Genomic DNA, 23,669 nt, shown 5'->3' with positions numbered 1-23,669 from the left:
TGTTTTCAGGTCCTGGGTGCGGCGGGGTCAGCGGATGTCGCTGTCGCCTTCCAGCAATTTTCGCGCAACGATGACGCGCATGATTTCGTTGGTGCCTTCGAGGATCTGGTGCACGCGCGTGTCGCGCACCAGGCGCTCGAGCGGGAACTCGCTCAGGTAGCCGTAGCCGCCGTGCAGCTGCAGCGCGTCGTTGCAGACATTGAAGCCCGCGTCGGTCGCGAAGCGCTTGGCCATCGCGCAATAGGTGCTCGCATCCACATGCCCGGCATCGAGCTTGCTGGCGGCCAGCCGCACCATCTGCCGCGCGGCCACCAGCTCGGTCGCCATGTCGGCCAGCTTGAACTGCAGCGCCTGGAAGCTCGCGATCGGCTTGCCGAACTGCTGGCGCTCATGCAGGTAGCGGCGCGCCGCGTCGAGCGCGCCCTGCGCCGCGCCCACCGAGCAGGTCGCGATGTTGATGCGCCCGCCGTCCAGGCCCTTCATGGCGATGCGAAAGCCCTCGCCTTCCTTGCCCAGCAGGTTCTGCGCCGGCACGCGCACGTTGTCGAAGTTGATGGTGCGCGTGGGCTGGCTGTTCCAGCCCATCTTGTGCTCCTTCTTGCCGTAGCTCACGCCCGGCGCGTCGGCCGGCACCGCGAAGGCCGAGATGCCGCTGGCGCCCGCGCCGCCCGTGCGGGCCATGAGCACCAGCACGTCGGTCGAGCCGGCGCCGGAGATGAAGGCCTTGCCGCCATTGATGACGTACTCGGCGCCCTGCAGTTCGGCGCGCGTCTTGAGCGACCCCGCGTCGGAGCCCGCGCCCGGTTCGGTCAGGCAGTACGACGCCAGCTTGCGCCCGCTCGTGAGGTCTTCGCCCCACTGCTGCGCCACCGCGTCGGTGGCCCAGGTGCCGAGCATCCACGTCGCCATGTTGTGGATCGTGATGAAGGCCGTGGTCGAGGGGTCGACCGCGGCCATTTCCTCGAACACCAGCGCCGAGTCGAGCCGCGGCAGGCCCAGGCCGCCGATGCGCTCGGGCGCGTACAGGCCGCAAAAGCCCAGCTCCCCCGCCTTGGCGATGGCTTCCTTCGGAAAGATGGCTTCCGCATCCCACTGCGCGGCATGCGGTGCGAACTCGGCCTGTGCAAAGTCGCGTGCGGTCTGCGCAAAGGCGTTCTGTTCTTCGGACAGTTCGAAATTCATGGTTGACGACCCTTCCAGAGGTCCAGTTCGGCGGTGCGTTTGCGGGTCGATTTTTCCAGGCACGCGTTGAACACCAGCGGCCAGATCGAGCCGCCTTCGTTCGCCTTCGCGGCCCGCTTGCACCCGGGGTCGCGGCCCTTGAGCCAGGTCCGCTGTTCGGTGCGCAGCGCGACGCGCATCTGCGGCGAGAGCGTCTTCATCACCTCGCCGTAGCGGATGTTGAGCTCGGCGTCGGCCGCGCGGAAATCGCGCAGCGCGCAGTCGTTCATCTGCTGCTGGTTGCCGTTGGGGTTGCAGTCGACCGGCTCGTCGGAGCCGGCCGCCTGCGCCCCGCCGGCCAGCAGGGCAAGCGCCGCCGCGGCGGCCCAGGCTGCGACGCGAAGCCCCTGCCTCACTTGAGGCTGATGGTGGTGTTGACGCCCTGGCTCACGGTGCTGTCGTCGAACCAGCGTGCCGTCACGGTCTTGGTCTGCGTGTAGAACATGATGACCTGCTTGCCGTACGGGCCCAGGTCGCCGAGCTTCGATGCGCGCGAACCGGTGAACGAGAACATCGGGACCGGCACCGGGATCGGCACGTTGATGCCGACCTGGCCCACGTCGATGTCTTCCTGGAAGCGACGCGCCGCGGCGCCCGACTGCGTGAAGATCGCCGTGCCGTTGCCGTTCGGGTTGCTGTTGATCAGGTCGATGGCTTCGTCGATGGTCTCGGCGTCGGCGATGCACAGCACGGGGCCGAACACTTCCTGTTCGTAGATCGTCATGCCGGGCTTCACGCCGGTGAAGATCGTCGGGCCGACGAAGTTGCCCTTCTCGTAGCCGGGCACGGTCGGTTTGCGGCCGTCGAGCACCAGCTTGGCGCCGTCGGCTTCGCCGCGTTCGATGAGGCTGTTCACGCGGTCGTACGCTGCGCAAGACACCAGCGGGCCCACGTCCACGCCCTTTTCAGTGCCGGCGCCGATCTTCAGCGTCTTGGCCTTCTCGATGAGCTCGGGCACCCAGTTGCGCGCCTCGCCCACCAGCACCGCGACCGACACGGCCATGCAGCGCTGGCCTGCGGCACCGAAGCTCGCGCCGGCCAGTGCGTTGAGCGTCTGCTCCTTGTTCGCGTCGGGCATCACGATGGCGTGGTTCTTCGCGCCCATCATGCATTGCGCGCGCTTGCCGGCCAGCGTGGCGCGGTTGTAGACGTGCGTGCCGACCTTGGTCGAGCCGACGAAGCTGATCGCCTTGATGTCCTTGTGGTCGCAGATGCCGTTGACGACGGCTTCGCCACCGTGCACCACGTTCAGCACGCCCGGCGGCACGCCGGCTTCGAGCGCGAGTTCGCACAGGCGCATCGTGACCATCGGGTCTTGCTCGGAAGGCTTGAGCACGAAGGTGTTGCCGGTGACGATGGCCATCGGGAACATCCACAGCGGGATCATCGCGGGGAAGTTGAACGGCGTGATGCCGGCGCACACGCCCAGCGGCTGCAGCAGCGTGTAGGTGTCGACGCCATTGGCCACGTTGTTGGCCAGCTCGCCCAGTTGCAGGTTGCCGATGTTCGAGGCGTGCTCGACCACTTCGAGGCCGCGGAACACGTCGCCTTCGGCGTCGGGCAGCGTCTTGCCCTGCTCGGCCGTGAGGATCGCGGCCAGCTCGCCCATGTTCTCGCGGATGAGCTGCTGCAGCTTCAGGAAGATGCGGGCGCGGGCGCCCAGGGGCGTCTTGCGCCAGGTCTTGAAGGCTTCCTTGGCGGAGGCCACGGCGGCGTCGAGTTCAGCCTGGGTGGCGAAGGGCACGCGGGCCAGCACCTGCTGCGTGGCCGGGTTGACGACGTCGCGCCATTCGGTGGTCTTCGATTCGACGAACTTGCCGCCGATGAGCAGCTTGACGGTGGCGACCTGCGTCGAGGGGGTGGTGGTGGCGTCCATGGGGGTTTGTCTCCTGTGAATACGGGACCGGTTCGAACCGGTGCAGCCTGCATCCTAGCTTTGCAGATTTGCCATGACAATAGACAAATATGCGTCATCGCTTTGCAAAAATGCAAATCACCGCACGCCACCCCGCACGAGGCCGCACGCACATGGACTGGGACAACCTGCGCTACTTTCTCGAACTCGCCCGCTCGGGCACGCTGATGAGCGCGGCGCGCCGGCTGGAGGTCGACCACACCACCGTCGCGCGGCGCATCCAGGCGCTCGAAAAGGAGGTGGGCGCGCCCCTGTTTTCGCGCGAATCCGGCGGCCACCGGCTCACCGAGGCAGGCCGCCGGTTGCAGCCGCAGGTCGAGGCGATGGAGAGCGCCTTTCAGGCCGTGGAGAGCACCGCGCCGGCCTCGCAGGAGGGCCTGTCGGGGCTGGTGCGCATCGGCGCCACCGAGGGCTTCGGCACCGTGGTGCTGGCGCCGCAGCTGGCGCTGTTCGCGGTGCAGCACCCGAAGCTCACGATCGACCTGCTCGCGATGCCGCGGCTGGTGCACCTGTCGCGGCGCGAGGCCGACATCGTGATCTCGCTCGAACGGCCGGCGCGCGGGCCGGTGGTGGTGACCAAGCTCACCGACTACACGCTGCGCCTGTACGCCTCCAAGCAGTACCTGGCCGCGCACAAGCCCATCAAGACCCGCGAAGACCTGCGCGGCCACACCTTCATCAGCTACGTGGACGACCTGCTGTTCAGCAAGGAACTGCAGTACCTGGACGAACTGCACCGCCCCGACAGCTTCGCGCTGCGCAGCACCAGCGTGCTGGCGCAGCACCGGGCGGTGGCGGCGGGCGCGGGGATTGCGGTACTGCCGGCGTTCATCGCGCAGGACGACCGCGCGCTCAAGCCGGTGCTGCCGGACGCAGCGAACTTCACGCGGACCTTCTGGATGTCGATGCCGGCGGAAACGAAGCATCTGGCGCGCATGCAGACCGTGTGGGAGTTCCTGCGCGCGACGGCCACGGCGCAACAGCAGGTGCTGTTGCCTGACAGCGCGGTGAACGCCAGGTGACCGGCTCGCGCGCTCAGGAAAACAGGCGCTTCAGGAACCCAGGCCTGGCCGCCGGCGCCGGCGCCGCCGCCTTTTCGAGCAGGTCGATCAGCCCGTCCACGCGCGGCTTCTTGAGCCGGCGCGCGTAGTCGAGGTAGCTCTCTTCCTCGTCCATGCGATAGAACTGCGGCGGCATCGGCAGTTGGCCTGGCAGCGCCGCCAGCAGCACGCGCAGCGCGTCCAGCTGGTTCATGCGGATGGCGCTCATGATCGCGGTCTCGCCGAGCGAGGGGATGATCTCGTTGGGCTGCGCGAGCCCACCGGCGAGCAGGGGCTGGACTGCCACCGCATCACCCTGGACCGCCGCCGCGCCCAGCGCCTCGAGCGCCGCCAGCTTCTCGGGCGAAAGGCTGGCCACATAGGCGTCGCTGCGCTTGTCGTCCTCGTCGCGCGCGTCGCCGCCCTGCATGACCATGAAGTCGGTCACGAGCGCCACGGGCTCGCCCGCGGCGTCGAGCGCCCAGAAGCTCGGGTAGCTGCCGTCGCCCCAGCCCGCGCTGAAGATCAGCACGTTGTTCGCGCTGCCCGCGCCCAGCGGGTAGTGGTCGGCGATGTCGGACGAAGCCAGGTCAGCGCCGAGCACGTCGTCGTAATAGCTCACGTACTCGGGGTTGGTGGCGGATTCGCGCGCCTCGCGCTCCGCCATGGCCTTGGCCGCATCGGCGTCCATGAAGCAGCCGACGCCGGCATCGACCGGGTAGCCGTAGAACTCGTCGCTGCCGAGCTCGTCCTGCGACTGCCCTTCGAGCAGCGCGGCCTCCCAGCGCAGATCGTTCGCATGCAGGCTGCCTCGCTCACGCAGCCACAGAACGGCCAACGCATGGCGGCCGCCGCCTTGCAGCACCTCGACGGGGAATGCGCCCCGCCCGCTCACGCTGCGAACGAAGGGCTCGCGCTCAGGCTGCACCAGCGGGTCGCAGGCCACGATGCGGCCGCTCGTGATGTTCAGGGCCCCGCAAGGCTGGCGCTGCAGATGCCGTGCGCGCAGCGCCTCGTCGTCAAGAAAAATGCTCTGGAGGTTGTCGATGTCTAGGTAAGCCATGCGCCCAGTTTCTCATCCCCCGGCAGCGGCGGGCCACACAGGCGGATGGCTGCCCGGTGGCATCGACGGCCGCGGCCAGGCGGCCGGCGTGCGCGACAGCTGCGCGCTGTGGCGCACCGCCGCCAGTTCGCCGAAGCCCGAGGCGGAGGTCTCGAGGTACGGCGCGACATCGGCCCGCGCGATCGACAGCCCGCCGTCCACGCGGCCCAGTCCGCGCAGCCACTGCCCCGTCTGCGCCAGCGACACCTGCACATGCCAGCTGCCGCCCTCCTGCTGCTGGCGCCACAGTGCCGCGGCGGCGCCCAGGGCGATCAGGTAGCCGCTGGCTTCATCGAGGATCTGCATCGGCATCGGGCGCGGCTTGCCGTCGCCAGCGGCCTCGCCTTCCGCATGGTTGAAGCCCATCGCGGTCTGCACCAGCGAATCGAAGCCGCGCCGATCGGCCCACGGCCCCTGCGTGCCATAGGCCGTGAGCGAGACGCAGACGATGCCCGGCCGCTCGCGCGCCAGTGCCTCGGGGCCGAAGCCCAGCGCCGCGATGCCGCCGGGGCGGTAGCCCTGCACGAAGACATGCGCGTCGGCGACGAGGCCGTGCAGCACGGCGCGACCTTCGTCCGTGCACAGGTCCACGTGCGTCGACAGCTTGCCGCGGCTGGTGTCGGCGATGGATTCGATGTTCGGCAGGTTCGGCGAATTGACCAGCATCACGTCGGCACCGTAGGCCGCCAGCGCCCGGCCGCCGACCGGCCCCGCGAGGATGCGTGTGAGGTCGAGCACGCGCAGACCTTCGAGCGGGCGCTGGTCGCCCTGCAGCGGCGGCAGCGCGCGCGGCGGTGCATCGCCGATGCGCTCGATGGTGAAGAGCGGCTGCGCCGCCACCGCCTGCCCGTGCGGCGAGGCGTCCCATTCGTCGAAGCGGCGCAGTGCGGTCGCCACCAGGCCTTGCACGGCGGCGGCCGATTCGAAATCGACCGCGCGCCAACCGGCCATCGCGGCCTCGGCGTCGGCGCGCGTGGCGTTGGCCGGGTCCAGCTTCATGAGGCGCAGCGCGCCTTCGCGGTGGTGCTTGAAGTTGGCGTGGATGCGCACCCAGCCGTCGGCACAGCGGTACACGCCCGAGAAGGTGTCCCACAGATCGGGCACGCGGCCGTCGAGGCTGAACCAGCCCGTGCAGTCGAGCGCGGCGTGCAGCGTGTCGACCGCGACCTCTTGCCGCGCCACGCCGCGCCGGTGTCCCAGCTCGCAGGCCGCGAGCGCGGCGGCGGCGATGCTGGCCTGCGCCGCGAGGCCGACCGCGTAGGACGACGGCAGCACCGGGTCGGCGCCCGTGAGCCGCGCGAAAGCCAGCGCCTCGGCGGGCAACCCCGCCAGTTGCCAGAGACCGGCCAGGACTTCTTCACTCGTTGCCATGCGTCGCCCCTTCAGGGAAAAAAAGAAGAAATGAAAAAGGCAGGGTCCGCTTGCGCGGCCCTGCCCTTGTTGTCGTCGTTGCGTTCGCGACCTTGTGCCGATGGCTTACTGGATCAGCTTCGCACCGGTCTTGGCCTGCAGCGCGTCGAAGCTCACGCCCGGCGCCAGCTCGATCACCTTGAGGCCTTCAGGCACGACGTCCATCACGGCCAGGTCGGTGATGATGCGATCGACCACACCCACGCCGGTCAGCGGCAGCGAGCATTGCTCGAGGATCTTCAGGTCTTCGGTGCCGTCCTTCTTCTTGGCCACGTGTTCCATCAGCACGATCACGCGCTTCACGCCAGCCACGAGGTCCATGGCACCGCCCATGCCCTTGACCATCTTGCCGGGGATCATCCAGTTGGCGAGATCGCCCTTGGCGCTGACCTGCATCGCACCGAGGATCGACAGGTTGATCTTGCCGCCGCGGATCATCGCGAAGCTGTCATGGCTGCCGAAGATGGCCGAGCCGGGCAGCGTGGTGACGGTCTGCTTGCCGGCGTTGATGAGGTCGGCGTCGACGTTGTCTTCGGTCGGGAACGGGCCGATGCCGAGCATGCCGTTCTCGCTCTGCAGCCAGACTTCCTTGGTGCCGGTGTGGTTGGCCACCAGGGTCGGAATGCCGATGCCGAGGTTGACGTAGAAGCCGTCTTCGAGTTCTTGCGCGGCACGGGCCGCCATCTGGTCTTGGGTCCAGGGCATCTCAGGCTCCTTCTTTCTTGTTGACGGCCTTCACGGCCGATTCGCTGCCGGCGGCGGCGGCCTGGGCGATGGCGGTCTGGGCCTCGACCTTGGCGGCGGCGGCATCGACCGAGGCGCTCACGGTGCGCTTCTCGATGCGCTTCTCGGGCGTGGCGTTGAGCACCAGGCGGTGCACGTAGATGCCCGGCAGGTGGATGTCGTCGGGGGCCAGTTCGCCCACTTCGACGATCTTCTCGACCTCGACGATGCAGACCTTGCCGGCCATGGCGGCGGCGGGGTTGAAGTTGCGTGCCGTGAGACGGAAGCGCAGGTTGCCGGCCTTGTCGGCCACGTCGGCCTTGACCAGCGCCACGTCGGGCACCAGCGAGTGCTCCATGACGTAGGTCTCGCCGCCGAACTCGCGCAGTTCCTTGCCTTCGGCCACTTGCGTGCCCACGCCGGTCTTCGTGAAGAAGGCCGGAATGCCCGCGCCGCCGGCGCGCAGCTTCTCGGCCAGCGTGCCCTGGGGCGTGAATTCGAGGGCCAGTTCACCGGCCAGGTACTGGCGCTCGAACTCCTTGTTCTCGCCCACGTACGACGCGATCATCTTCTTGATCTGACGCGTCTCGAGCAGCTTGCCGAGGCCGAAACCGTCGACGCCCGCGTTGTTCGAGATGACGGTGAGGTTCTGCACGCCGGAATCCTTGAGCGCGTCGATCAGCGCTTCGGGAATGCCGCACAGGCCGAAGCCGCCGACCGCGAGCGTCTGCCCGTCGGCCACGACCCCCTTGAGTGCCGCGTCTGCGGAGGGATAAATCTTGTTCACTCGGGCTCCTTGATGGGTGGTGGAGAGTGGGTGGGAAAGGCTTCAACGATACTACCTACTCGTATACGTAGTATTTCGTAATGGTGACACCCGATGCCCGAGATCGATTACCGACTGGCTTTTGAACATGCACCCGTCGGCATGGTGGTCTCGAGCAACCGCACCATCGTCGCCTGCAACCAGCGCGTGTGCGAAATTTTCGGCGCGGAGCCCTCTGCATTGGTCGGGCATTCGTTCAGCATCCTGTACCCCAGCGTGGCGGAGTTCGAGCGCATCGGCAAGCGCATGGAGCCCTTTCTGAACGCCAGCGGCCACTACGCCGACAACCGCATGATGAAGCGCCTGGGCGGGCTGCACGGCGCGCTGGCCGGCGAGACCTTCTGGTGCCACGTCACCGGCCACGCGATGAACCGCGCGGCGCCGCACGAGGCCGGCATCTGGACCTTCGAAGACCTGGGTTCGCGCCGCGCGGTGAAGGCCGAACTCACGCCGCGCGAGCGGGAGGTGGCGGCGCAGGTCATGCGCGGGCTGACTTCGAAGGAGATCGGGAAGGCGCTGGGCATCAGCCATCGCACGGTGGAACTGCATCGGGCGCGGTTGATGCGCAAGTACGCGGCGGCGACGACTGCGGAGCTGGTGCAGAAGTTGATTGCGGGGTGATTCTTTTCAGGGCGCGTGCGCAGGCCACCGGGTACTTCCCTCCGCGAATGTCCCCCGGGCTTCGCCCTCCTCCTTGATTTCGCTGCGGGAAGCACCCAGTGTCCTGCGCACACTGAGCGCGGTCGTGGTGCGGGGCGCGCTAGAGCACCATCTCCATGCGCACCAGGTCTCGCAGCGGGATGCCGTTCTGCTTCGTCGCCTTGCCCCAGCGGCGCACGAAGTAGTTGACGTCGACCCCGACGATCCGAAATCCGAAGCGCTGGTAGAAGGCCAGCTCGCGCAGGCTGCTGTTGCCCGTGCCGACTTCGAGCCGGTGCGCGCCGCGCTGCTTGGCAAGAGCTTTCGCCTTCTTCAGCATCGCGGTGCCGATGCCCTGGCCCTTGTGGGCTTCGGCCACGGCGATGTTCATGACCTCCCAGGTGTCGACGCGCGTGGCCATGAGCACCATCTGGCCGACGACCTCGCCGGCCCATTCGGCCAGCCATTGCTCGCCGCGCAGCAGGTACTTTTCGATCTCGGGGCGCGGGCCGTCCGCGTCGAAGAGGAGCGGCCAGGGCACCGCGTCCGCCGGGGTGGCCCTGCGCATCGTCAAACCCGTTCCGTGTGTGTTTCGCTCTTTCCGTTGCATGACCCCATTCTGAGTTCTGGGCAGAAGTTCCCTGCCAGAGCCCCCGGATCGTTGCGAAAACGGAAACGCCGTGTCGACAAAAGCCATGCGCCATCGCCGGTCGAGAGGCCTATCGTGGAACCCACGCGAACACATCGTTCGCCCCACACAGGAGCAGACACCATGTCCACACCCCTTCATTCGGAAAAGAACCTCCTTCAGCAAACCAGGCTGTCCGTGGCCCAGGCCCGCGCGCTGGCCGGGCACCAGGTGCCCGTGGCGCTCGGCCTCGCGGCGGTGATCCTGTCGGTGCTGGGCGTCAAGCCCTGAGCCTGGCCGGGGGCGTTCACTCCGGCTTGATGTCGGCGCCCTTGATCACCTTCGACCAGGCCGCGAGTTCCTGGTCGACGAACCTGCCCAGCGTGGACGGGTCCATGTAGGTCGCGAAGGCGCCCTGCTCGTCCACCTTCTTGCGGAAGGCCTCGCTCTCGACGATCTTCTTGATCTCGGCGCTGAGCTTGTTCACCACCTCGGGCGGCGTCTTCGCCGGCGCGAACACCGCGAACCACGACTCAACCTCGTAGCCCGGCAACCCGGCCTCGGCCGAGGTCGGCACGTTCGGCATCGACGCGTGCCGCTTGCTGCCCGTGTACGCCAGCGCCTTGATGCGCCCGCCCGCGAAGTGGCCGATGACCGAGGGCGGCGTGGTGATGAAGATGTCGACATTGCCCGCCACCAGGTCATTGATGGCCGGCCCCGAGCCCTTGTACGGCACGTGCGTGGCCGGTTGCTTGGTCTGGCGCGACAGCAGCTCGCCGGCGATGTGCTGGATCGAGCCGTTGCCCGACGAGGCATAGAACAGACCGCCCTCCTTCTTCCTGCCGTACTCGATGAGCTCCTTCATCGAGCTCACCGGCAGCTTGCCGCTCACCGCGACCACGTGCGGCGCGCGCATCACCATCGCCACCGGCACGAAGTCTTTGGTCGGGCTCCAGCGCAGGTTCGGGTACAGCGACGGGTTGCCGACGTGGTAGCCCGAGTACTGCAGCAACAGCGTGTAGCCGTCGGGCGCGGCGCGGGCCACGAACTCGGTGCCGATGTTGCCGCTGGCGCCGGGCTTGTTGTCTACCACGACCGGCTGGCCCAGCGCGCGCTGCAGCGGGTCGGCGACCAGCCGCGCCATGATGTCGGTGGAGCCCGCGGGTGCCGTGGGCACCACGAAGGTCAGGGGTTTGGAAGGCCAGGTGTCGGCTTGCGAGGCGGCAGCGGCCAGCGCGAGGCCGACCGCGAGCAGGCGGTGAGCGGGTTTCATGGGTTTGTCTCCGGTGGTTTTTTGTGGATGTCTTCAGGCTGCGCGCGTCAGGGCGCCAGCTCCGATATCTCGATGAGATTCAGGTCGGGGTCGCGCACGTAGACCGAGCGGATGCGCGACGTGGCGCCCGTGCGCATCACAGGGCCTTCGAGGATCGGCACGCCCTGCGCTTGCAGCCGTGCGATGACTTCTTCGAGCGGCACGCTGGCGATGAAGCACAGGTCCAGCGAACCGGGCGTGGGAAGCTCGGCCTTCGGCTCGAACTCGTGGCCCTTCACGTGCAGGTTGATTTTCTGGTGGCCGAAGCGAAAGGCCTTGCGGCCGGCGCCGAAGGTTTCCAGCGTCATGCCCAGCACCTCGACGTAGAAGCGCACGCAGGCTTCTTCGTTGGCGGTCGTGAGCACCAGGTGATCCAGGTGGTCGATCATGCGTTCTCCTTCTTGATGGGGCGCGCCTTTGCGCGTTCGACGATGGCGTTGAAATCGGCCGGTGGCGCGTGCCGCGTCAGCCGGTGGCCGGCACGCGAGACCTGGCCGGACAGTTCGTGCTGCACGAGCGATTCGAGTTCAGCCGCAGCGCCGATCAGGCCTTCGAGGTCCATGCCGGTGTCGTAGCCCATGCACTGCAGCATGTGGACCACGTCCTCGGTCGCGACATTGCCCGTCGCGCCCGGCGCATAGGGGCAACCGCCGATGCCGCCGAGCGACATGTCGAGCCGGCGGATGCCGGCCTCGACCGCGGCGATCGTGTTCGCCAGGCCCATGCCGCGCGTGTTGTGGAAATGCGCCGTCCATTCCAATGCCGGATGCCGCGCGCGCACGGCCTCGCACACAGCGTGCACCTGCGTGGGATAGGCCATGCCGGTGGTGTCGCACAGCGTGAGGCCCTGCACGCTCAGCGCCGCGAAGCGGTCGGTCCAACCCAGCACTGTTGCCAGCGGCACCTCGCCCTCCATCGGGCAGCCGAACACGCACGAGAGCGACACGTTCACCGGCACCCTCGCCTGCTTGGCCAGCGCAATCACCTCAGCCAGCTGGGCGAAGGACTGCTCGCACGTCATCCGCAGGTTGCTGAGGTTGTGCGTCTCGCTGACCGACATGACGATGTTGAACTCGCCGATACGGCTTTCGAGTGCGCGCTCGGCGCCGCGCACATTCGGCACGAGCGCGGTGTAGACCACGCCGGGCCGACGGGCGATGCGTTGCATCACTTCTTCGCCGTCGCGCAGCGCGGGAATGGCCTGGGCGGAGGTGAACGAAGTGACCTCGATCTTGGCGTAGCCGAGCGTGCCGAGCCGGTCGATCAGCGCAACCTTGTCGTCGGTGGGAATGAAGCGGCTTTCCATCTGGAAGCCGTCGCGCGTGGCGACTTCGTTGATGAACAGCCGCGTGCCGTTGCCGGTTTTCATACGGCCTCGCTTTCCACGCCACGCACCGGCCAGCCCGCGCCCTGCAGGTCCGCCGTGTGTTCGCCCAGCCGCGGCGCCGCATGCGCAATGCGCCCCGGCGTGGCACTGAGCTTGGGCACCACGCCCGGCACCTTGAGCAGCGCGCCGTCGGAGCCGCGCGCCTGGACGATCATCTCGCGCGCCAGGTACTGCGGATCGGTCGCGATGTCGGCCACCGTGTAGATGCGCCCCACCGGCACGCCCGCCGCGTCGAGCACGGCCAGCACCTCGTCGCGGCTGCGCTGCAGGGTCCAGGCTTCGATGGCGGCGTCGATCTCTTCGACGCACAGCACGCGGCCGTCGTTGTGCACGAGGCCCGGGTCGTTCTCCAGGTCCGCGCGGTCGATGACGCGCATCAGCCGGCGGAAGATGCTGTCGCCGTTGCCCGCCACCAGCACGTAGTGGCCGTCGCTGCAGCGGTAGGCGTTGGTCGGCGCGATGCCCGGCAAGGCGCTGCCGGCCCGCTCGCGCACGGCACCGAAGGCGTCGTACTCGGGCAGCAGGCTTTCCATCACGTTGAAGACCGATTCGTACAGCGCCACGTCGATGAACTGGCCCTCGCCGCCGTGGGCCGTGCGGTGGTGCAGCGCCGTGAGCACGCCGATCACGCCATGCAGCGCAGCCAGCGTGTCGCCCAGCGAGACGCCCACACGCACCGGCACCCGGCCGGGCTCGCCGCTGAGGTAGCGCAGCCCGCCCATCGATTCGCCGAGCACGCCGAAGCCCGGCTTGTCGCGGTAGGGGCCGGTCTGCCCGTAGCCCGAGATGCGCAGCATGATGAGCCGTGGGTTCAGCGCATGCAGCTGCTCCCAGCCCAGGCCCCAGCCTTCGAGCGTGCCGGGCTTGAAATTCTCGATCAGCACGTCGGCCTCGAGCGCCAGCGCGCGCACGGCCTCCTGTCCTTCGGCGCTGCGCAGATCGAGGCACACCGAGCGCTTGTTGCGCGACTGCACCTCCCACCACACCGAGGTGCCGCCACGCAAGAGCCGCCACTTGCGCAGCGGATCGCCGACGCCGGCGGGCTCGACCTTGATCACGTCGGCGCCGAACTCGGCGAGCGTCTTGCCGGCGAATGGGCCGGCGATGAGCTGGCCGAGCTCCAGCACCTTCAGGCCTTCGAGTGCGTTCATCTTTGTCTGTCTCCAGGTGGGTTGCCCCGACTCTAGGAACAGATGGCGATGAACGGAATTGCTCGGATGGCAGCAGGCCTTCGCGAAACGCGAAGACCCTGCGGTGCGCCCTACTTTTTCTTCAGCGTGGACGCAGACCTGGCAACCACCGGTGGCTCGGCCGGCGTCTTGACCCAGCCGCGCAGCATCACGCCCAGGCAGATGCCGGCCGCGAAGATCAGCCAGTACACCCACGACGGCAGGTTCTCCACCCCGCTGTGCAGGTTCATGCCGAAGGCCGCGCCGATGGCCATGAGCGGAAAGGTCAGTGCGGCGATGGTGTTGAGCTTGTGCTGCGCACGGCTCATCTCGAGGGCCGAGTGCGCCTGCGCCTCGGCGGCGCGTGCGAGCCGGTAGTCGAGCGACATGCGCGTGTCGGCCAGCAGCAGCTCGAAGCCGCGTGCGATCTCCACCGCGAGGTCGCGCTGGTCGATGAGCATCAGGTCGCCCTTCACCGCATCGCGCGCGGCCTGCAGCGTGTCCTGCATGTTCCGCGCGGCGCGGGTGAGCGGGATCAGCGGGCCGAGGATCTGGAACAGGTCTTCCGAGGTCTCCGCGGCCTGGTGGCGGATCTCGAAAGTGCTGAACGCCGCGCGGTAGCTTTCGAGCAGCTTGGCGAGCGCGCGCTCGCCGGGGTTGTTGCCCTTGTGCAGCCACGCGCCGTCCGGCTTGCGCAGGAACACGATGGGCTTGCGTTCGGCGCCGGTACCCGAGGGCGGCTCGTGCAGGATCACCATCAGGTGCTCCTGCTCGTGGATGATGCGCTGCGCGCCGTAGGTGCTGCCGCCCAGCCGCTGCTGCATGGCGGCGGGCAGCTCCCAGTCGTAGTCGATTCGTCTTGGCATCAGGGGGCCTGCAGTTCTTTCCACAAGGTGTCGAATTCGTCCGCGAAGCGGCGCACCAGCGGCGGGTCGTTGCTCAGCACCAGGTTCTCCTCGTTGTACTCGCAGGCGCTGCGGGTCCAGTTGTAGCTGCCGTTGAGCAGCCGCGCGCCGTCGAAGATCGCGAACTTGTGGTGCATGTGGGCCTCCGTACGGTCCACCGCCACCGGAATGCCGGCCGCGCGCAGCTGGCCGACGTCGCTGCCGCGGTCGTATTCCTTGTCGTTGTCGGTGATGAAGCGCACCGTCACGCCGCGCCGGTGCGCGGCCAGCACCTCGGCGGTGATACGGTCGTCCGAGAGCGTGAACACGCACAGGTCGACCGCGCGCTTCGCCGTTCGCAGTTGCTGGTTGATCGCCTGCAGGCAGGCGGTGCCCGGGCTGAAATAGGCCTGCGAGCGCACCGTGACGCTGTCGGGCGAGCGGCCGGTGTCGATCGCACGCACCACGCCTTCGAGCCACTTGAGCAGCGACAGCTGCTCGGGGTCGGCGGTGCGCGAGCGCACGAGGTCGAAGGCGCGGTTGCGCAGCTGGCGCAGGCCGTCTTCGGGCGGCGAGGCCTCGCGCAGGGTGTGGACCAGCACGCGGCGCTCGTCGTCGCTCAGGCGCGCGTCGGCCAGGGTGGCGTCGAGTTGGGCCAGCAGTTCGGGCAATGCGGACATCAGTGATCCTTGTCGGCTTTGGGCGGAGATGGCGGCGGTGGCACGCGCTTGGGCGCGGCCCGCGTGGCCTGCACCTCGGCGGCGAGGCGCTCCATGTCCTGCTTGATCGAGCGGTCGAGTTCGAGCCGGCGTTCGGTGGCGGTCACCAGCGGCAGGATCAGCTCGCGGTAGGTCACGGCGATCTGCAGCATGGCGTCGGCCAGGCGCTGGCTCTCGTTCGGACCCTCGGCCGGTGGCATGGGCTCGGGCTTGAGTGCATCGACCGCACGCGCCACATCGAGCATGCTGCTCGCGATGCGCTGGCTGCCGTCCACGTCGGCGCCACCGAGCTTGCGCTGGCGCACGAACTCGTCGCAGATGGCGGTCCAGCGTGCGCTCTCCTCGGCCGTCGGGCTACCGAGCAGTTGCGCGAGGCGCAGCAGGTTTTCTTCCGCGCCGGTGGTCAGCGTCTGGGCCTCGCCGCGGTAGTGGTCGCGCAGCAGTGCGTCGAGCTCGTCGTCGCGCATCAGCGGCGTGATCTTGCCGGCGAGCTTGGTCATGTTGCGGTAGCTGCCCTGCAGCTTGAACGGCGGCGCGACACGGTAGGTCTCTTGTTGCGCGGCCGATTCGATGTACGCGAGGTTGACCTTCAGCAGCAGGTCGCGCGCCCGGAACAGGCGCTGCAGCAGCGCCTTGATCTCTTCCAGCTCCACCGAGCTGTAGGCGTGCGAGAGCGCGCTGCTCGGCACGTCGTGGCCCTGCGCCATCTTCACCAGCAGCTGCACGTCTTTCGGGTCGCGCGAGGCCAGCGGCATCAGCGTGGGGTTGGAGGTCAGGCTGTTCTCGATGTACGAGAGCGCGAACGCCGCCTCGCGGCCCGAGAGCACATCGCCCAGGTTGTAGATGTCGGCGCGGTTGGCCAGCATGTCCGGGATCTTGAACACGTCGCCCGACTCGGTGTACGGGTTGCCCGCCATCACGATCGCGAAGCGCTTGCCGCGCATGTCGTAGCTGCGCGGCTCGCCGTTCCACACGCCTTCGATGCGGCGCGTGCCGTCGGCCAGCGCGATGAACTTCTGCAAAAACTCGGGGCTGGTGTGCTGGATGTCGTCGAGGTACAGCATCACGTTGCTGCCCATGGCCAGGCCCAGGTTGAGCTTTTCCAGCTCCTGCCGCGCCGCGCTGTTGGGCGCGTTCGCCGGGTCGATGGCCGTCACGCCATGGCCCAGCGCCGGGCAGTTGATGCGCACGAAGATCAGGCCGAGGCGGTCGGCCACGTACTCCATGAGCGTCGTCTTGCCGTAGCCGGGCGGCGAGATCAGCAGCAGCAAACCCATGCGGTCGGTGCGGCTGCCCTCGCCCGCCGAGCCGATCTGCTTGGCGAGGTTGTCGCCGATGATGGGCAGGTACAGCTCGTCGATCAGCTGGTTGCGCACGAAGGTCGAGAGCGGCTTGGCCTGGAACTGGCTGAGCTTGAGCCGCGCCTTCTCGCGTTCGAGCAGCTCGTGGCGCAGGCTGTGCAGCGCCTCGTAGCCCGGCACCGCGTGCATCGTGTGGAACAGGAAGCGGCGCCAGAAGTCGTTGAGGTTCAGCGTCAGGCGCCCTTCGGCGACGCGCGGGTGCTCGCCGCGCAGGCCTTCGACGGTGCGGTCGAGCGCCGCGTTGACGCGGGTGCGCTGCAGCGGCATGGCCAGCACGCTGGCCGCGTCGTCGGTCCAGTCGACCGATTGCGGCGCCTGGTGCGTCGCGTAGGCACGCACCCAGTCGCGCGCCAGGCGCCAGCGCTCGGCCGGCGGTGCGGCGTCGAGGTCGTGCTGCCACGCGTCGCGCCGGCCGCCGCGCTCCAGCTCGCGCAGCAAGGCCGCCGCGAGGTCCTCGCCCGCGCCCGACACGGCCCAGGTCTCGCCGCCATGCGGGCCGGCGAGTTCGCGCACGAGGTATGCGGCTGCCTGGTCGCACAGGGTGGTCACGCGGCCGTCGTGCGCGTCGCGTGTTTCGTCGTTTGCGGTGTCGGCCACAGGCAGCAGGTCGGGCACCACGTCGCGGGCGAAGTGGTTCAGTGCGCGCGCGATGTCGGCTTCGAGCTGCTCCAGCGCATCGCGCCGGCCGAACAGCGCCAGCATCTGCATCGCGGCGCGCGCGCGGCGCAGCATCGATTCGCGGTGCGCGATCAGGTGGCCGTGCTGCCAGTAGAGCAAGGCCAGCGCGCGTTCGGTCGGGCCCCAGGCGAGCAGGCCCGCCTGGTCCTGCATGCCGACGAGCGCGCCCAGCAGGCGCATCGCGTCGTCGTCGTGAATGCCCTTCTGGTAGCCCTCCTGGTAGCGCGCCGCAGCGAAGCGGCGAACCATGTCGAGCAGCTGCGGATGCAGCGGGTCTTCGGCCAGCAGCGTGAGCACCTCGGCCCACGTGCGCTCGGCCTTGCCGGCGAGCAGCGCCTCCAGCAGGCGGCCGGCGAGGTATTCGGCGCGCGACAGTTCAGGTGTTTCCGACACCAGCGACTGGTCCCAGTAGCGCTGCAGCGGCAGCAGCCGGGGCTCATCGACCGGGCTCTGGTAGTCGGTGCCCGTCACCTGGTAGGCCATGCCTTCGTCGCGGGCGACCAGTGTCAGGTCGACCGGCTGGCGGTGCACGGTGAAGGCGTGGCGGCCCAGGCGCAGCGTGTCGCCGCCCTCGCTCACCAGCTCGCGCTTGTCGCGGATGGAACGCAGGGCCTGGTCGCGCGCGGTCTTCAGGCGCGTGTCGAGTTCGTCGGCCGGCACCGCGGCGCCCAGCGTGCGCAGGTCGGCGATCAGCGTGTGCAGCTTGCCGATCATCGGGTCGGCCGCGAAGTAGCTGTGGACCTGCGTCAGGTCGCCGAACTGCGCGATGCGGCGCGGGATGCCGTCGAGGATGCGCCCTGCCGCGTCGACCACGCCTTGCGCGCGGCGCTGGCGGGCGTCGACCAGGCTCTGGCGGCGCGCGGACAGCGCCTCGTACACGGTCTCGCGCTTCTCGGCGATGTCGGCCAGGAAGTCTTCCTGCTCGGCGAAGCGGCCTTCGATTTCTTCGAGCTGGGCCAAGAGGCGCGTGAGCGCGTCGTCGCACTTCTCGGGCGTGTCGGCGAACTCCAGCGCGTTCTCGACCGCCTGGCTGAAGAGCTTGAACTGCGCGCCGAACTCGGCACGCGCCTCGGTCGCGCCCAGCGACTTGCGCCGCGCGCGTGCATCGGCACGCATGCGGTTGATGTCGGCGTAGATCAGCGAGATGCGGTCCAGGATCGACGTGCGAATCACCGCGTCGCCGCCCGGCAGGCTGCCCAGCTGCTCGGTCAGCAGATCAAGGCCGGCAGCTTGCTCGTCGAGCGTGGCGAGCATCTGCCCGAGCGCGGGCGACGTGGCCAGGTTGGGCAGTTCGAGCGCGAGCTTGTCCAGCGCCTGCCGCTGGCCGTGGAAGGCCGTGTCGGCCGCAAGGAACTGCATCGCGCGCTCGCCGATGCGCTGCTGCTCGACCTCGAGCGCGGCGTCCATCGCGGCGATGCGTGGCAGGTCGGCGTAGCGCAGCTCCTTGAGCATCTGCAGCGCACCACGCCGCTCGCGCAGGCGCCCGAGCGCCTTCACGAAATCGTCGGGTGCGCGCCAGAGGGTGCTGGCAATGTCGACCAGCAGCGCGTGCTGCTCGTCTTCCGCGCGGGCCAGCGCGCGCGCGGTTTCGCGGCGGATGGTGTCGACTTTTTCGAACTCGGCCAGCGTACTGCGCGCCACCTCGGCGATGCTGCGCAGCTCGCCCATGAGGCCGGTGGCCTCGGGCGCGTCGAGCCAGAAGTAGGCGTCGCTCACGCGGGTGCACTGGCGGATCAGGTCTTCGTAGGCGGCGCGCGTGGGCGCCTGCTCGCGCACCGCGCGGGCGATGCCCATGAGGTCGCTCACGCCGCGCACCAGTTCGGCGTTGCCGATCTTGCCGAAGAAGCCGGTGGCGGGCGGCTGCGCGCTCACGTGCTCTTCGCTGGCGAAGGGCGTCTGCCACAGCTGCATCGGGTGCACGCGCGTGGGCTCGACGTCGTCGCCGTTGAACACCAGCATGCGGCCGTCGGCAAAGCGCGCGTAGCCGTTGGCGATGATCGGCGTGGCGAGCTTCTTGTCGATCAGGTTGTAGTTGAAGAGCGCATAGCGCCCGGGCTTCGGGTCGTAGAACACATAGGCCACGTCCTCGCCGTTGGGCGAGCGCAGCATGCGCTTGAAGCGCAGGTTTTCCACCACCTCGGCCGGCAGGTCGAAGCGCTTGTACTCGCCCGACTGCAGGTAGTAGCCGCCCGGGAAAATGATGCCGTGGTCTTCGGGCAGCTGCACGCAGGAGCCGCCGATGGCGTCGATGCGCTCGACCTGCTGCGTGCGGATGTTGAACACCAGGTAGCGCGTGACCTGCTCGCGGTAGGGCTTCACGCGCAGCAATATCAGCATGCCCAGCTTGGCCCAGGCAATCTCGGCGTCGGTGAGCGACTGGCTCTTGTCCTCCACCGGCTCGCTGTAGATGCCCAGCCCGGTCTCGGTGTTGTTCTCGATCTTGACCGTGAGGTCGCCGCCCAGCGTTTCGACGAACACGGTGTCGAGCACGTTCACGTGCGGATGCTTGCCGCCCACGTGGTCTTCGCGCGTGGCGACGGTCCACTCGAAATCGTGGCTCGCGGGCAAGGCAATGTCGCGCTCGCCGCGGTTGTCGATGTAATTGATGTTGCCGTTGCGCTCGATGGCCCAGCGGAACACACGCACGTCGTGCAGCTGCTGGCCGATCTGGAACGAGGCGAGCAGCTTGTCCTGCGTCACGCGCAGCTGCAGCAGCGTGGCCTGCTTGTAGTAGGCGTAGAGCTCGCGGAAGTCGGAGGCGAAACGCGCGTCTTCCAGGAAGGTGCCGGCCAGCGGCACGGGCTGCAGCTCGTCGTTCTCGGTGGCGGCTTCGCCCGGCAATGCGAGCCGGTACAGGCCGAACACGTCGCCCACGGCCGTTTCCTTGCGCAGGCCGATGAAGACGTTGTAGCCGAACAGCAGCAGGTCGCCGATGCGCACGATGTCGCGCGCCACGGCGTTGTTCTCGGTGCGCGCGCGGGTGCGCAAAATCAGCGCCTGGTCGGAGCGGCCGAACTCGGCCAGCCGCTGCTCGTTGAGCGCCTGCGTCTTCTTGAGCAGGCCCTCGCCCTGGGTTTCGAGCCGCTTCTTCAGCAGGTCGTAGCTGCCACTGCCGGAGACCAGCGCTTCGGTGGGGTCGATGGGGGCCTGGGCGCCGGGCGGCGCTGCGGTGTCGTCGGTGGATTGCATGGATCGGCGCGGTCAGTCCGCGCGCAGCAGTGCGAGCAATTCGTCGCGGTGAGGCTGGGTGTCGAGCCAGGCGCGGATGCGGTCCAGCTCGTCGATGCAGTCGTCGCCGTAGCGGCGGCGCAGCGCGGCCAGGCGCGCCTCGCGCACCTCCTCGGTCTGCAGCCGGCGCTGCCAGCCGTCGGACAGCAGCTCGTCGAGCCGGCCGGCCAGGCCGCGGCTCACGAGGGCGCGCCATTCGCCCTGGTCGAACCAGAGGTTCTGGCAGGCCACGCAGCGGTCGATGCGGAAGTCGGGGCCCGCGCTCACGCGCAGGCGCTGCATCAGGCGCTCGCACTCGGGGCAGTGGCGCACGGCGGCGACGTCGAACACCTCGATCACCTCGTCGTCGACCTCGTGCGGCACGCGTTTCGGGTCGGCAGCCTTCCAGCTGCGCCAGTCGTCCATGTCCATCACCATGCCGTGGCAGTCGCCGCACTGCACGCCGAGCAAGGCTTCGGCGAGCGCGACGGGCTGCATCGCGGCATGGGCGGCGCAACTGCACTTCAGGTTCGGGTTCATCGCGCGCCCCCGGCTCAGTTGCGGAAGGAGGAGATCAGGTTCTGCAGCGCCGACTTCTGGCTTTCGGTGCCGTCGTTGGCGATCTTGCTCATCAGCGAGGCGACGCTGAGGTTCTGGATTTCGCCCGACGAGTTGCCCAGCGCGCCGACGATGTCGCGCAGGTCCTTCACCACGTCGCGCTCGCCCGAGAGTTGTTCCTTGAAGGCCACCTGCACGGCCTGGCTCTTGGAAATGACGCCGTCGATGCCCTTGCCCACGGAGAGCGAGCGCACGAAGCTGTCGAAGTAGTCGCCCGAGCCACCCACGATGTCGATCTTGGCGTTGGCGAGCGCGGTGCCCAGCACGTCGGCCTGTTCCTTGGCGATGGAGGTCTGCGCGTCGATGCCCTTCATGGTTTCGATGTGCGACTTTTCCAGGCGCATGCGGAACTCTTCGTGGTCGCGGGTTTCGGGGCTCATGGACTTCATGGCCTCGAACTTCTCGTGCAGGCCCTTGGCCTCGGCGTTGAAGCGCGCCTCGATGACCTGCGCATCGGCCTGGCCCGACTTGAGCGTGGCCTCGGCGTCGGCCGTGCGCACGTTGACTTCGGCGAGGCCGAGCTTTTCCTTGCCCGAGGCCTCGGCTTCGAACTTGGCCCGCATGCCGGCCGCTTCGGCCTGCGAACGGGCCTCGATGACCTGCGCGTCGGCCTGGCCGGCCTTGAGGATCGCGTCGGCATCGGCCTGGCGCACGTGCACGTCGGCCAGACCCAGCTTTTCCTTGCCCGAAGCCTCGGCTTCGAAGCTTGCGAGCTTGGCCTGGGCCGTGGCAATTTCGACCTTGGCAGCGGCCAGGCCCGGTGCGGCGGAAATGGCTTCCACGCCCTCGGCTTCGCGCTTCTTCGATTCGGCGTCGCGCTCGGCCACCTTGAGCTTAGCGTCGGCCAGCGTGAGTTCTTCGGCGGCCTTGTGGCGGGCGCGCTTCTCTTGCGTTTCGGCGGCCTTCACGTCGAGCACCATCTTCTCTTCGGCCTGGCCCTCGGCCATGATCACGACCGACTTCTTGGTGCGCTCGGCCTCGGCGACCACGCGCAGTTCCTTGATGGCTTCTTCCTGCTCGGCCACGGTGCGCTCGACCACGATGCGCTCGCGGATCACATCGGCAATGGCCTTCTTCTGCACTTCGACGGCCTTGTCCTTCTCGATGCGCTGCAGGGTCACTTCCTTCTCGCGATCGACGATTTCCAGGTCGCGGGCACGGGTGACCTTTTCTTCCTCGATGGCCACCGCGCGCTTGCGGTTGTTCTCGGCCACTTCCTTCTCGCGCTGCACGTTCTCCTGCTGCACCGAGACGGATTGCTCGGCCATGAGGCGCGCGGTTTCGGACTTGGTGCGCTCTTCCGACTGGATCTTGGAGGTTTCGGCTTCTTCGCGAGCGCGCACGCTGGCAATTTCGCGCTGCTGGCGCGCGGTGGCGTCGGCCTGCTGGCGCTCGAGTTCGAGCAACGCTTCTTGCGTTTCGACGTTCTTCTTCTTGATCTGCATTTCCTCGTTGCGGCGCAGCTCGTTGGTGCGCACATGTTCGACCGCCGTGAGTTCGGTGATCTTCTTGATGCCCTGCGCATCGAGGATGTTGTTGGCGTCCAGCTCCGACAGCGGGGTCTGTTCGAGGTAGTCGATGGCGGCGTCTTCGAGCACGTAGCCCGAGAGGTCATTGCCGATCTGGCTGATGATCTCGTCGCGGAAGCCGTCGCGCGCCTGGTACAGGTCGACGAAGTCCATCGACTTGCCCACCGTCTTGAGCGCTTCGGAGAACTTGGCCGAGAACAGCTCTTCGAGCGTCTCGTGGTTGGAGGCCCGCGCGCAGCCGATGCCCTGCGCCACCTTCAGCACGTCGTCGGCGGTCTTGTTGACGCGCACGAAGAACTTCACCTTGATGTCCGCGCGGATGTTGTCGCGGCAGATGAGGCCTTCATTGCCCGAGCGGTCGATCTCGATGGTCTTGACCGAGATGTCCATCAGCTCGGCCTTGTGGATGATCGGGTAGACCATGCGGCCGGTGAAGGTCACCTCGGGCTCGGCGCGCAGCGTGTTCACGATGAGCGCGTGGCCCTGTTCGATCTTGCGATAGAACTTGGCGAACATCGCGAACAGGCCGAGGATGACGACGGCCAGTATGACCACGGCGAAGATGATGGGCTCCATTTTTTCTCCAGATGCTTTAAGAGCGAGCGAACGAACTTGGGTGAGGGATGCGCGCAGTCAGACGGTGTGAACGAATCCGGCGTGGCCGATGAACGGACATGGCGGGGTCGTTCACGCCTTCTCAGACGATGTCTTCGTGCGCCGCGATGAGGTAGCGCGCGGCCACCTCGTCGTATTCGAGGATGAGCGCGTGCGAGCCGCGCTTGAGGGCGTTGGGCGTGGGCGCCCAGACGCGGATATTGAGGCTGGCGCCGCGGCGCGCCACTTCGGCGCGGCCGTCCTTCTCGTTCACCACGCCAGTGACGACGCGACAGACCTGGCCCACGAGCGCCGCATTGCTCACGGCCGTGTGGCTCACGAAGAGGCCCTTGAGCGGGCGGATGGCCACCGCCGTCACCGGGATGGCGAGGGCCGCGCTGGCCACCAGCAGCACCGTGCCGGCCACCAGCTTGAGCACCATCGTCGACACCAGCGGCAGCAGCCACTCGCCGCCCAGGCACGAGAGCGTCCAGGCCACGAGCACCAGCAGGCTCACGGCCACCGAGAACGGCACGCCGTTCAGGCCGAAGGCGACCACGTAGCTCGCGATCTGGCCCATGTCGCTGGTGTCGCCGTCGGCATGCGTCTGCAGGTCGACGTCGATCCCGCTGCTCTCGAAGTCGACCATGCCGACCACCGCGAGCACCCAATAGATCACCACGACGCCCAGCAGCACCGTGTAGATC

The 23,669-nt window shown here is 68.1% G+C and carries 21 protein-coding genes; 3 read left to right on the top strand and 18 right to left on the bottom strand.

Features of this window, described 5'->3' with window-relative positions; translation table 11 throughout:
* Window positions 1-27: 27 nt before the first annotated feature.
* Genes AC07YS_RS24660 through AC07YS_RS24650 form a run of 3 tightly spaced genes read right to left on the bottom strand, consistent with a single transcriptional unit; the run spans window position 28 to window position 3,097 of the window.
* Window positions 28-1,182, bottom strand: coding sequence for an acyl-CoA dehydrogenase family protein (locus tag AC07YS_RS24660; RefSeq protein ID WP_341886844.1), 1,155 nt, complete (start codon window positions 1,180-1,182; stop codon window positions 28-30).
* A complete protein-coding gene (locus AC07YS_RS24655) occupies window positions 1,179-1,577 on the bottom strand; it encodes a lysozyme inhibitor LprI family protein (protein ID WP_070059333.1) in 399 nt (132 codons plus the stop codon). Before AC07YS_RS24655 ends, AC07YS_RS24660 begins: the two co-directional genes overlap by 4 nt.
* Window positions 1,574-3,097, bottom strand: coding sequence for a CoA-acylating methylmalonate-semialdehyde dehydrogenase (locus tag AC07YS_RS24650; protein ID WP_070059334.1), 1,524 nt, complete (start codon window positions 3,095-3,097; stop codon window positions 1,574-1,576). The genes AC07YS_RS24655 and AC07YS_RS24650 overlap by 4 nt, the downstream gene beginning before the upstream one ends.
* A 152-nt stretch (window positions 3,098-3,249) precedes the next feature.
* On the opposite strand from AC07YS_RS24650, the gene AC07YS_RS24645 reads away from it, so the two are divergent.
* Entirely contained in the window at window positions 3,250-4,158 is a 909-nt protein-coding gene (locus tag AC07YS_RS24645; protein ID WP_495268155.1) for a LysR family transcriptional regulator, read from the top strand.
* Between the two features lie 13 nt (window positions 4,159-4,171).
* Here the strand turns inward: AC07YS_RS24645 and AC07YS_RS24640 are convergent, their stop codons facing one another.
* The 4 genes from AC07YS_RS24640 to AC07YS_RS24625 form a co-directional block, all read right to left on the bottom strand.
* Window positions 4,172-5,239 carry a DUF4241 domain-containing protein gene (locus AC07YS_RS24640; RefSeq protein ID WP_495268154.1) on the bottom strand — a complete coding sequence of 356 codons (1,068 nt, stop codon included), beginning with the start codon at window positions 5,237-5,239 and terminating at the stop codon, window positions 4,172-4,174.
* 12 nt (window positions 5,240-5,251) lie between these two features.
* Complete coding sequence (locus AC07YS_RS24635) at window positions 5,252-6,649, bottom strand: CoA transferase (RefSeq protein WP_495268153.1); 1,398 nt, start codon at window positions 6,647-6,649, stop codon at window positions 5,252-5,254.
* Window positions 6,650-6,754: 105 nt separating this feature from the next.
* On the bottom strand, window positions 6,755-7,393 hold the full coding sequence (locus tag AC07YS_RS24630; RefSeq protein WP_056573812.1) for a 3-oxoacid CoA-transferase subunit B: 639 nt from the start codon (window positions 7,391-7,393) through the stop codon (window positions 6,755-6,757).
* A 1-nt stretch (window position 7,394) separates the two neighbouring features.
* The gene (locus tag AC07YS_RS24625; protein ID WP_062476435.1) at window positions 7,395-8,198 is read right to left on the bottom strand and encodes a CoA transferase subunit A; all 804 of its coding nucleotides are present in this window, start codon (window positions 8,196-8,198) and stop codon (window positions 7,395-7,397) included.
* Between the two features lie 93 nt (window positions 8,199-8,291).
* On the opposite strand from AC07YS_RS24625, the gene AC07YS_RS24620 reads away from it, so the two are divergent.
* Window positions 8,292-8,858 (top strand): LuxR C-terminal-related transcriptional regulator, encoded by a 567-nt coding sequence (locus AC07YS_RS24620; protein WP_062476432.1) that lies wholly within the window; start codon window positions 8,292-8,294, stop codon window positions 8,856-8,858.
* Window positions 8,859-8,997: 139 nt separating this feature from the next.
* On the opposite strand, the gene AC07YS_RS24615 is transcribed toward AC07YS_RS24620, so the two are convergent.
* Window positions 8,998-9,444 carry a GNAT family N-acetyltransferase gene (locus tag AC07YS_RS24615; RefSeq protein WP_495268152.1) on the bottom strand — a complete coding sequence of 149 codons (447 nt, stop codon included), beginning with the start codon at window positions 9,442-9,444 and terminating at the stop codon, window positions 8,998-9,000.
* A 204-nt stretch (window positions 9,445-9,648) separates the two neighbouring features.
* On the opposite strand from AC07YS_RS24615, the gene AC07YS_RS24610 reads away from it, so the two are divergent.
* The gene (locus AC07YS_RS24610) at window positions 9,649-9,795 is read left to right on the top strand and encodes a hypothetical protein (protein ID WP_167395007.1); all 147 of its coding nucleotides are present in this window, start codon (window positions 9,649-9,651) and stop codon (window positions 9,793-9,795) included.
* A gap of 16 nt (window positions 9,796-9,811) precedes the next feature.
* On the opposite strand, the gene AC07YS_RS24605 is transcribed toward AC07YS_RS24610, so the two are convergent.
* The 10 genes from AC07YS_RS24605 to AC07YS_RS24560 form a co-directional block, all read right to left on the bottom strand.
* Window positions 9,812-10,777: a Bug family tripartite tricarboxylate transporter substrate binding protein gene (locus AC07YS_RS24605; RefSeq protein WP_495268151.1), complete on the bottom strand. Its 966-nt coding sequence runs from the start codon at window positions 10,775-10,777 to the stop codon at window positions 9,812-9,814.
* A 47-nt stretch (window positions 10,778-10,824) separates the two neighbouring features.
* Complete coding sequence (locus tag AC07YS_RS24600; RefSeq protein WP_495268150.1) at window positions 10,825-11,205, bottom strand: VOC family protein; 381 nt, start codon at window positions 11,203-11,205, stop codon at window positions 10,825-10,827.
* Window positions 11,202-12,185 carry a hydroxymethylglutaryl-CoA lyase gene (locus AC07YS_RS24595; RefSeq protein WP_495268149.1) on the bottom strand — a complete coding sequence of 328 codons (984 nt, stop codon included), beginning with the start codon at window positions 12,183-12,185 and terminating at the stop codon, window positions 11,202-11,204. The genes AC07YS_RS24600 and AC07YS_RS24595 overlap by 4 nt, the downstream gene beginning before the upstream one ends.
* Entirely contained in the window at window positions 12,182-13,354 is a 1,173-nt protein-coding gene (locus AC07YS_RS24590; RefSeq protein WP_495268148.1) for a CaiB/BaiF CoA transferase family protein, read from the bottom strand. Before AC07YS_RS24590 ends, AC07YS_RS24595 begins: the two co-directional genes overlap by 4 nt.
* 110 nt (window positions 13,355-13,464) lie before the next feature.
* Complete coding sequence (locus AC07YS_RS24585; RefSeq protein ID WP_495268147.1) at window positions 13,465-14,238, bottom strand: hypothetical protein; 774 nt, start codon at window positions 14,236-14,238, stop codon at window positions 13,465-13,467.
* The gene (locus tag AC07YS_RS24580; RefSeq protein ID WP_159277368.1) at window positions 14,238-14,936 is read right to left on the bottom strand and encodes a phospholipase D-like domain-containing protein; all 699 of its coding nucleotides are present in this window, start codon (window positions 14,934-14,936) and stop codon (window positions 14,238-14,240) included. Before AC07YS_RS24580 ends, AC07YS_RS24585 begins: the two co-directional genes overlap by 1 nt.
* Entirely contained in the window at window positions 14,936-20,203 is a 5,268-nt protein-coding gene (locus AC07YS_RS24575) for a DNA repair ATPase (RefSeq protein WP_495268146.1), read from the bottom strand. Before AC07YS_RS24575 ends, AC07YS_RS24580 begins: the two co-directional genes overlap by 1 nt.
* Before the next feature lie 12 nt (window positions 20,204-20,215).
* Window positions 20,216-20,761, bottom strand: a complete 546-nt coding sequence (locus tag AC07YS_RS24570; protein ID WP_062476404.1) for a TFIIB-type zinc ribbon-containing protein — start codon at window positions 20,759-20,761, stop codon at window positions 20,216-20,218.
* Window positions 20,762-20,775: 14 nt separating this feature from the next.
* On the bottom strand, window positions 20,776-22,944 hold the full coding sequence (locus AC07YS_RS24565; RefSeq protein WP_062476401.1) for a flotillin family protein: 2,169 nt from the start codon (window positions 22,942-22,944) through the stop codon (window positions 20,776-20,778).
* 121 nt (window positions 22,945-23,065) lie between these two features.
* Window positions 23,066-23,668 (bottom strand): ubiquinone biosynthesis protein, encoded by a 603-nt coding sequence (locus AC07YS_RS24560; protein ID WP_495273761.1) that lies wholly within the window; start codon window positions 23,666-23,668, stop codon window positions 23,066-23,068.
* Window position 23,669: the final 1 nt, after the last annotated feature.

Source organism: Variovorax sp. GW458-11-26-14-LB1 (genome assembly GCF_059423965.1).
This window is presented reverse-complemented; position numbering and strand designations above follow the sequence as displayed.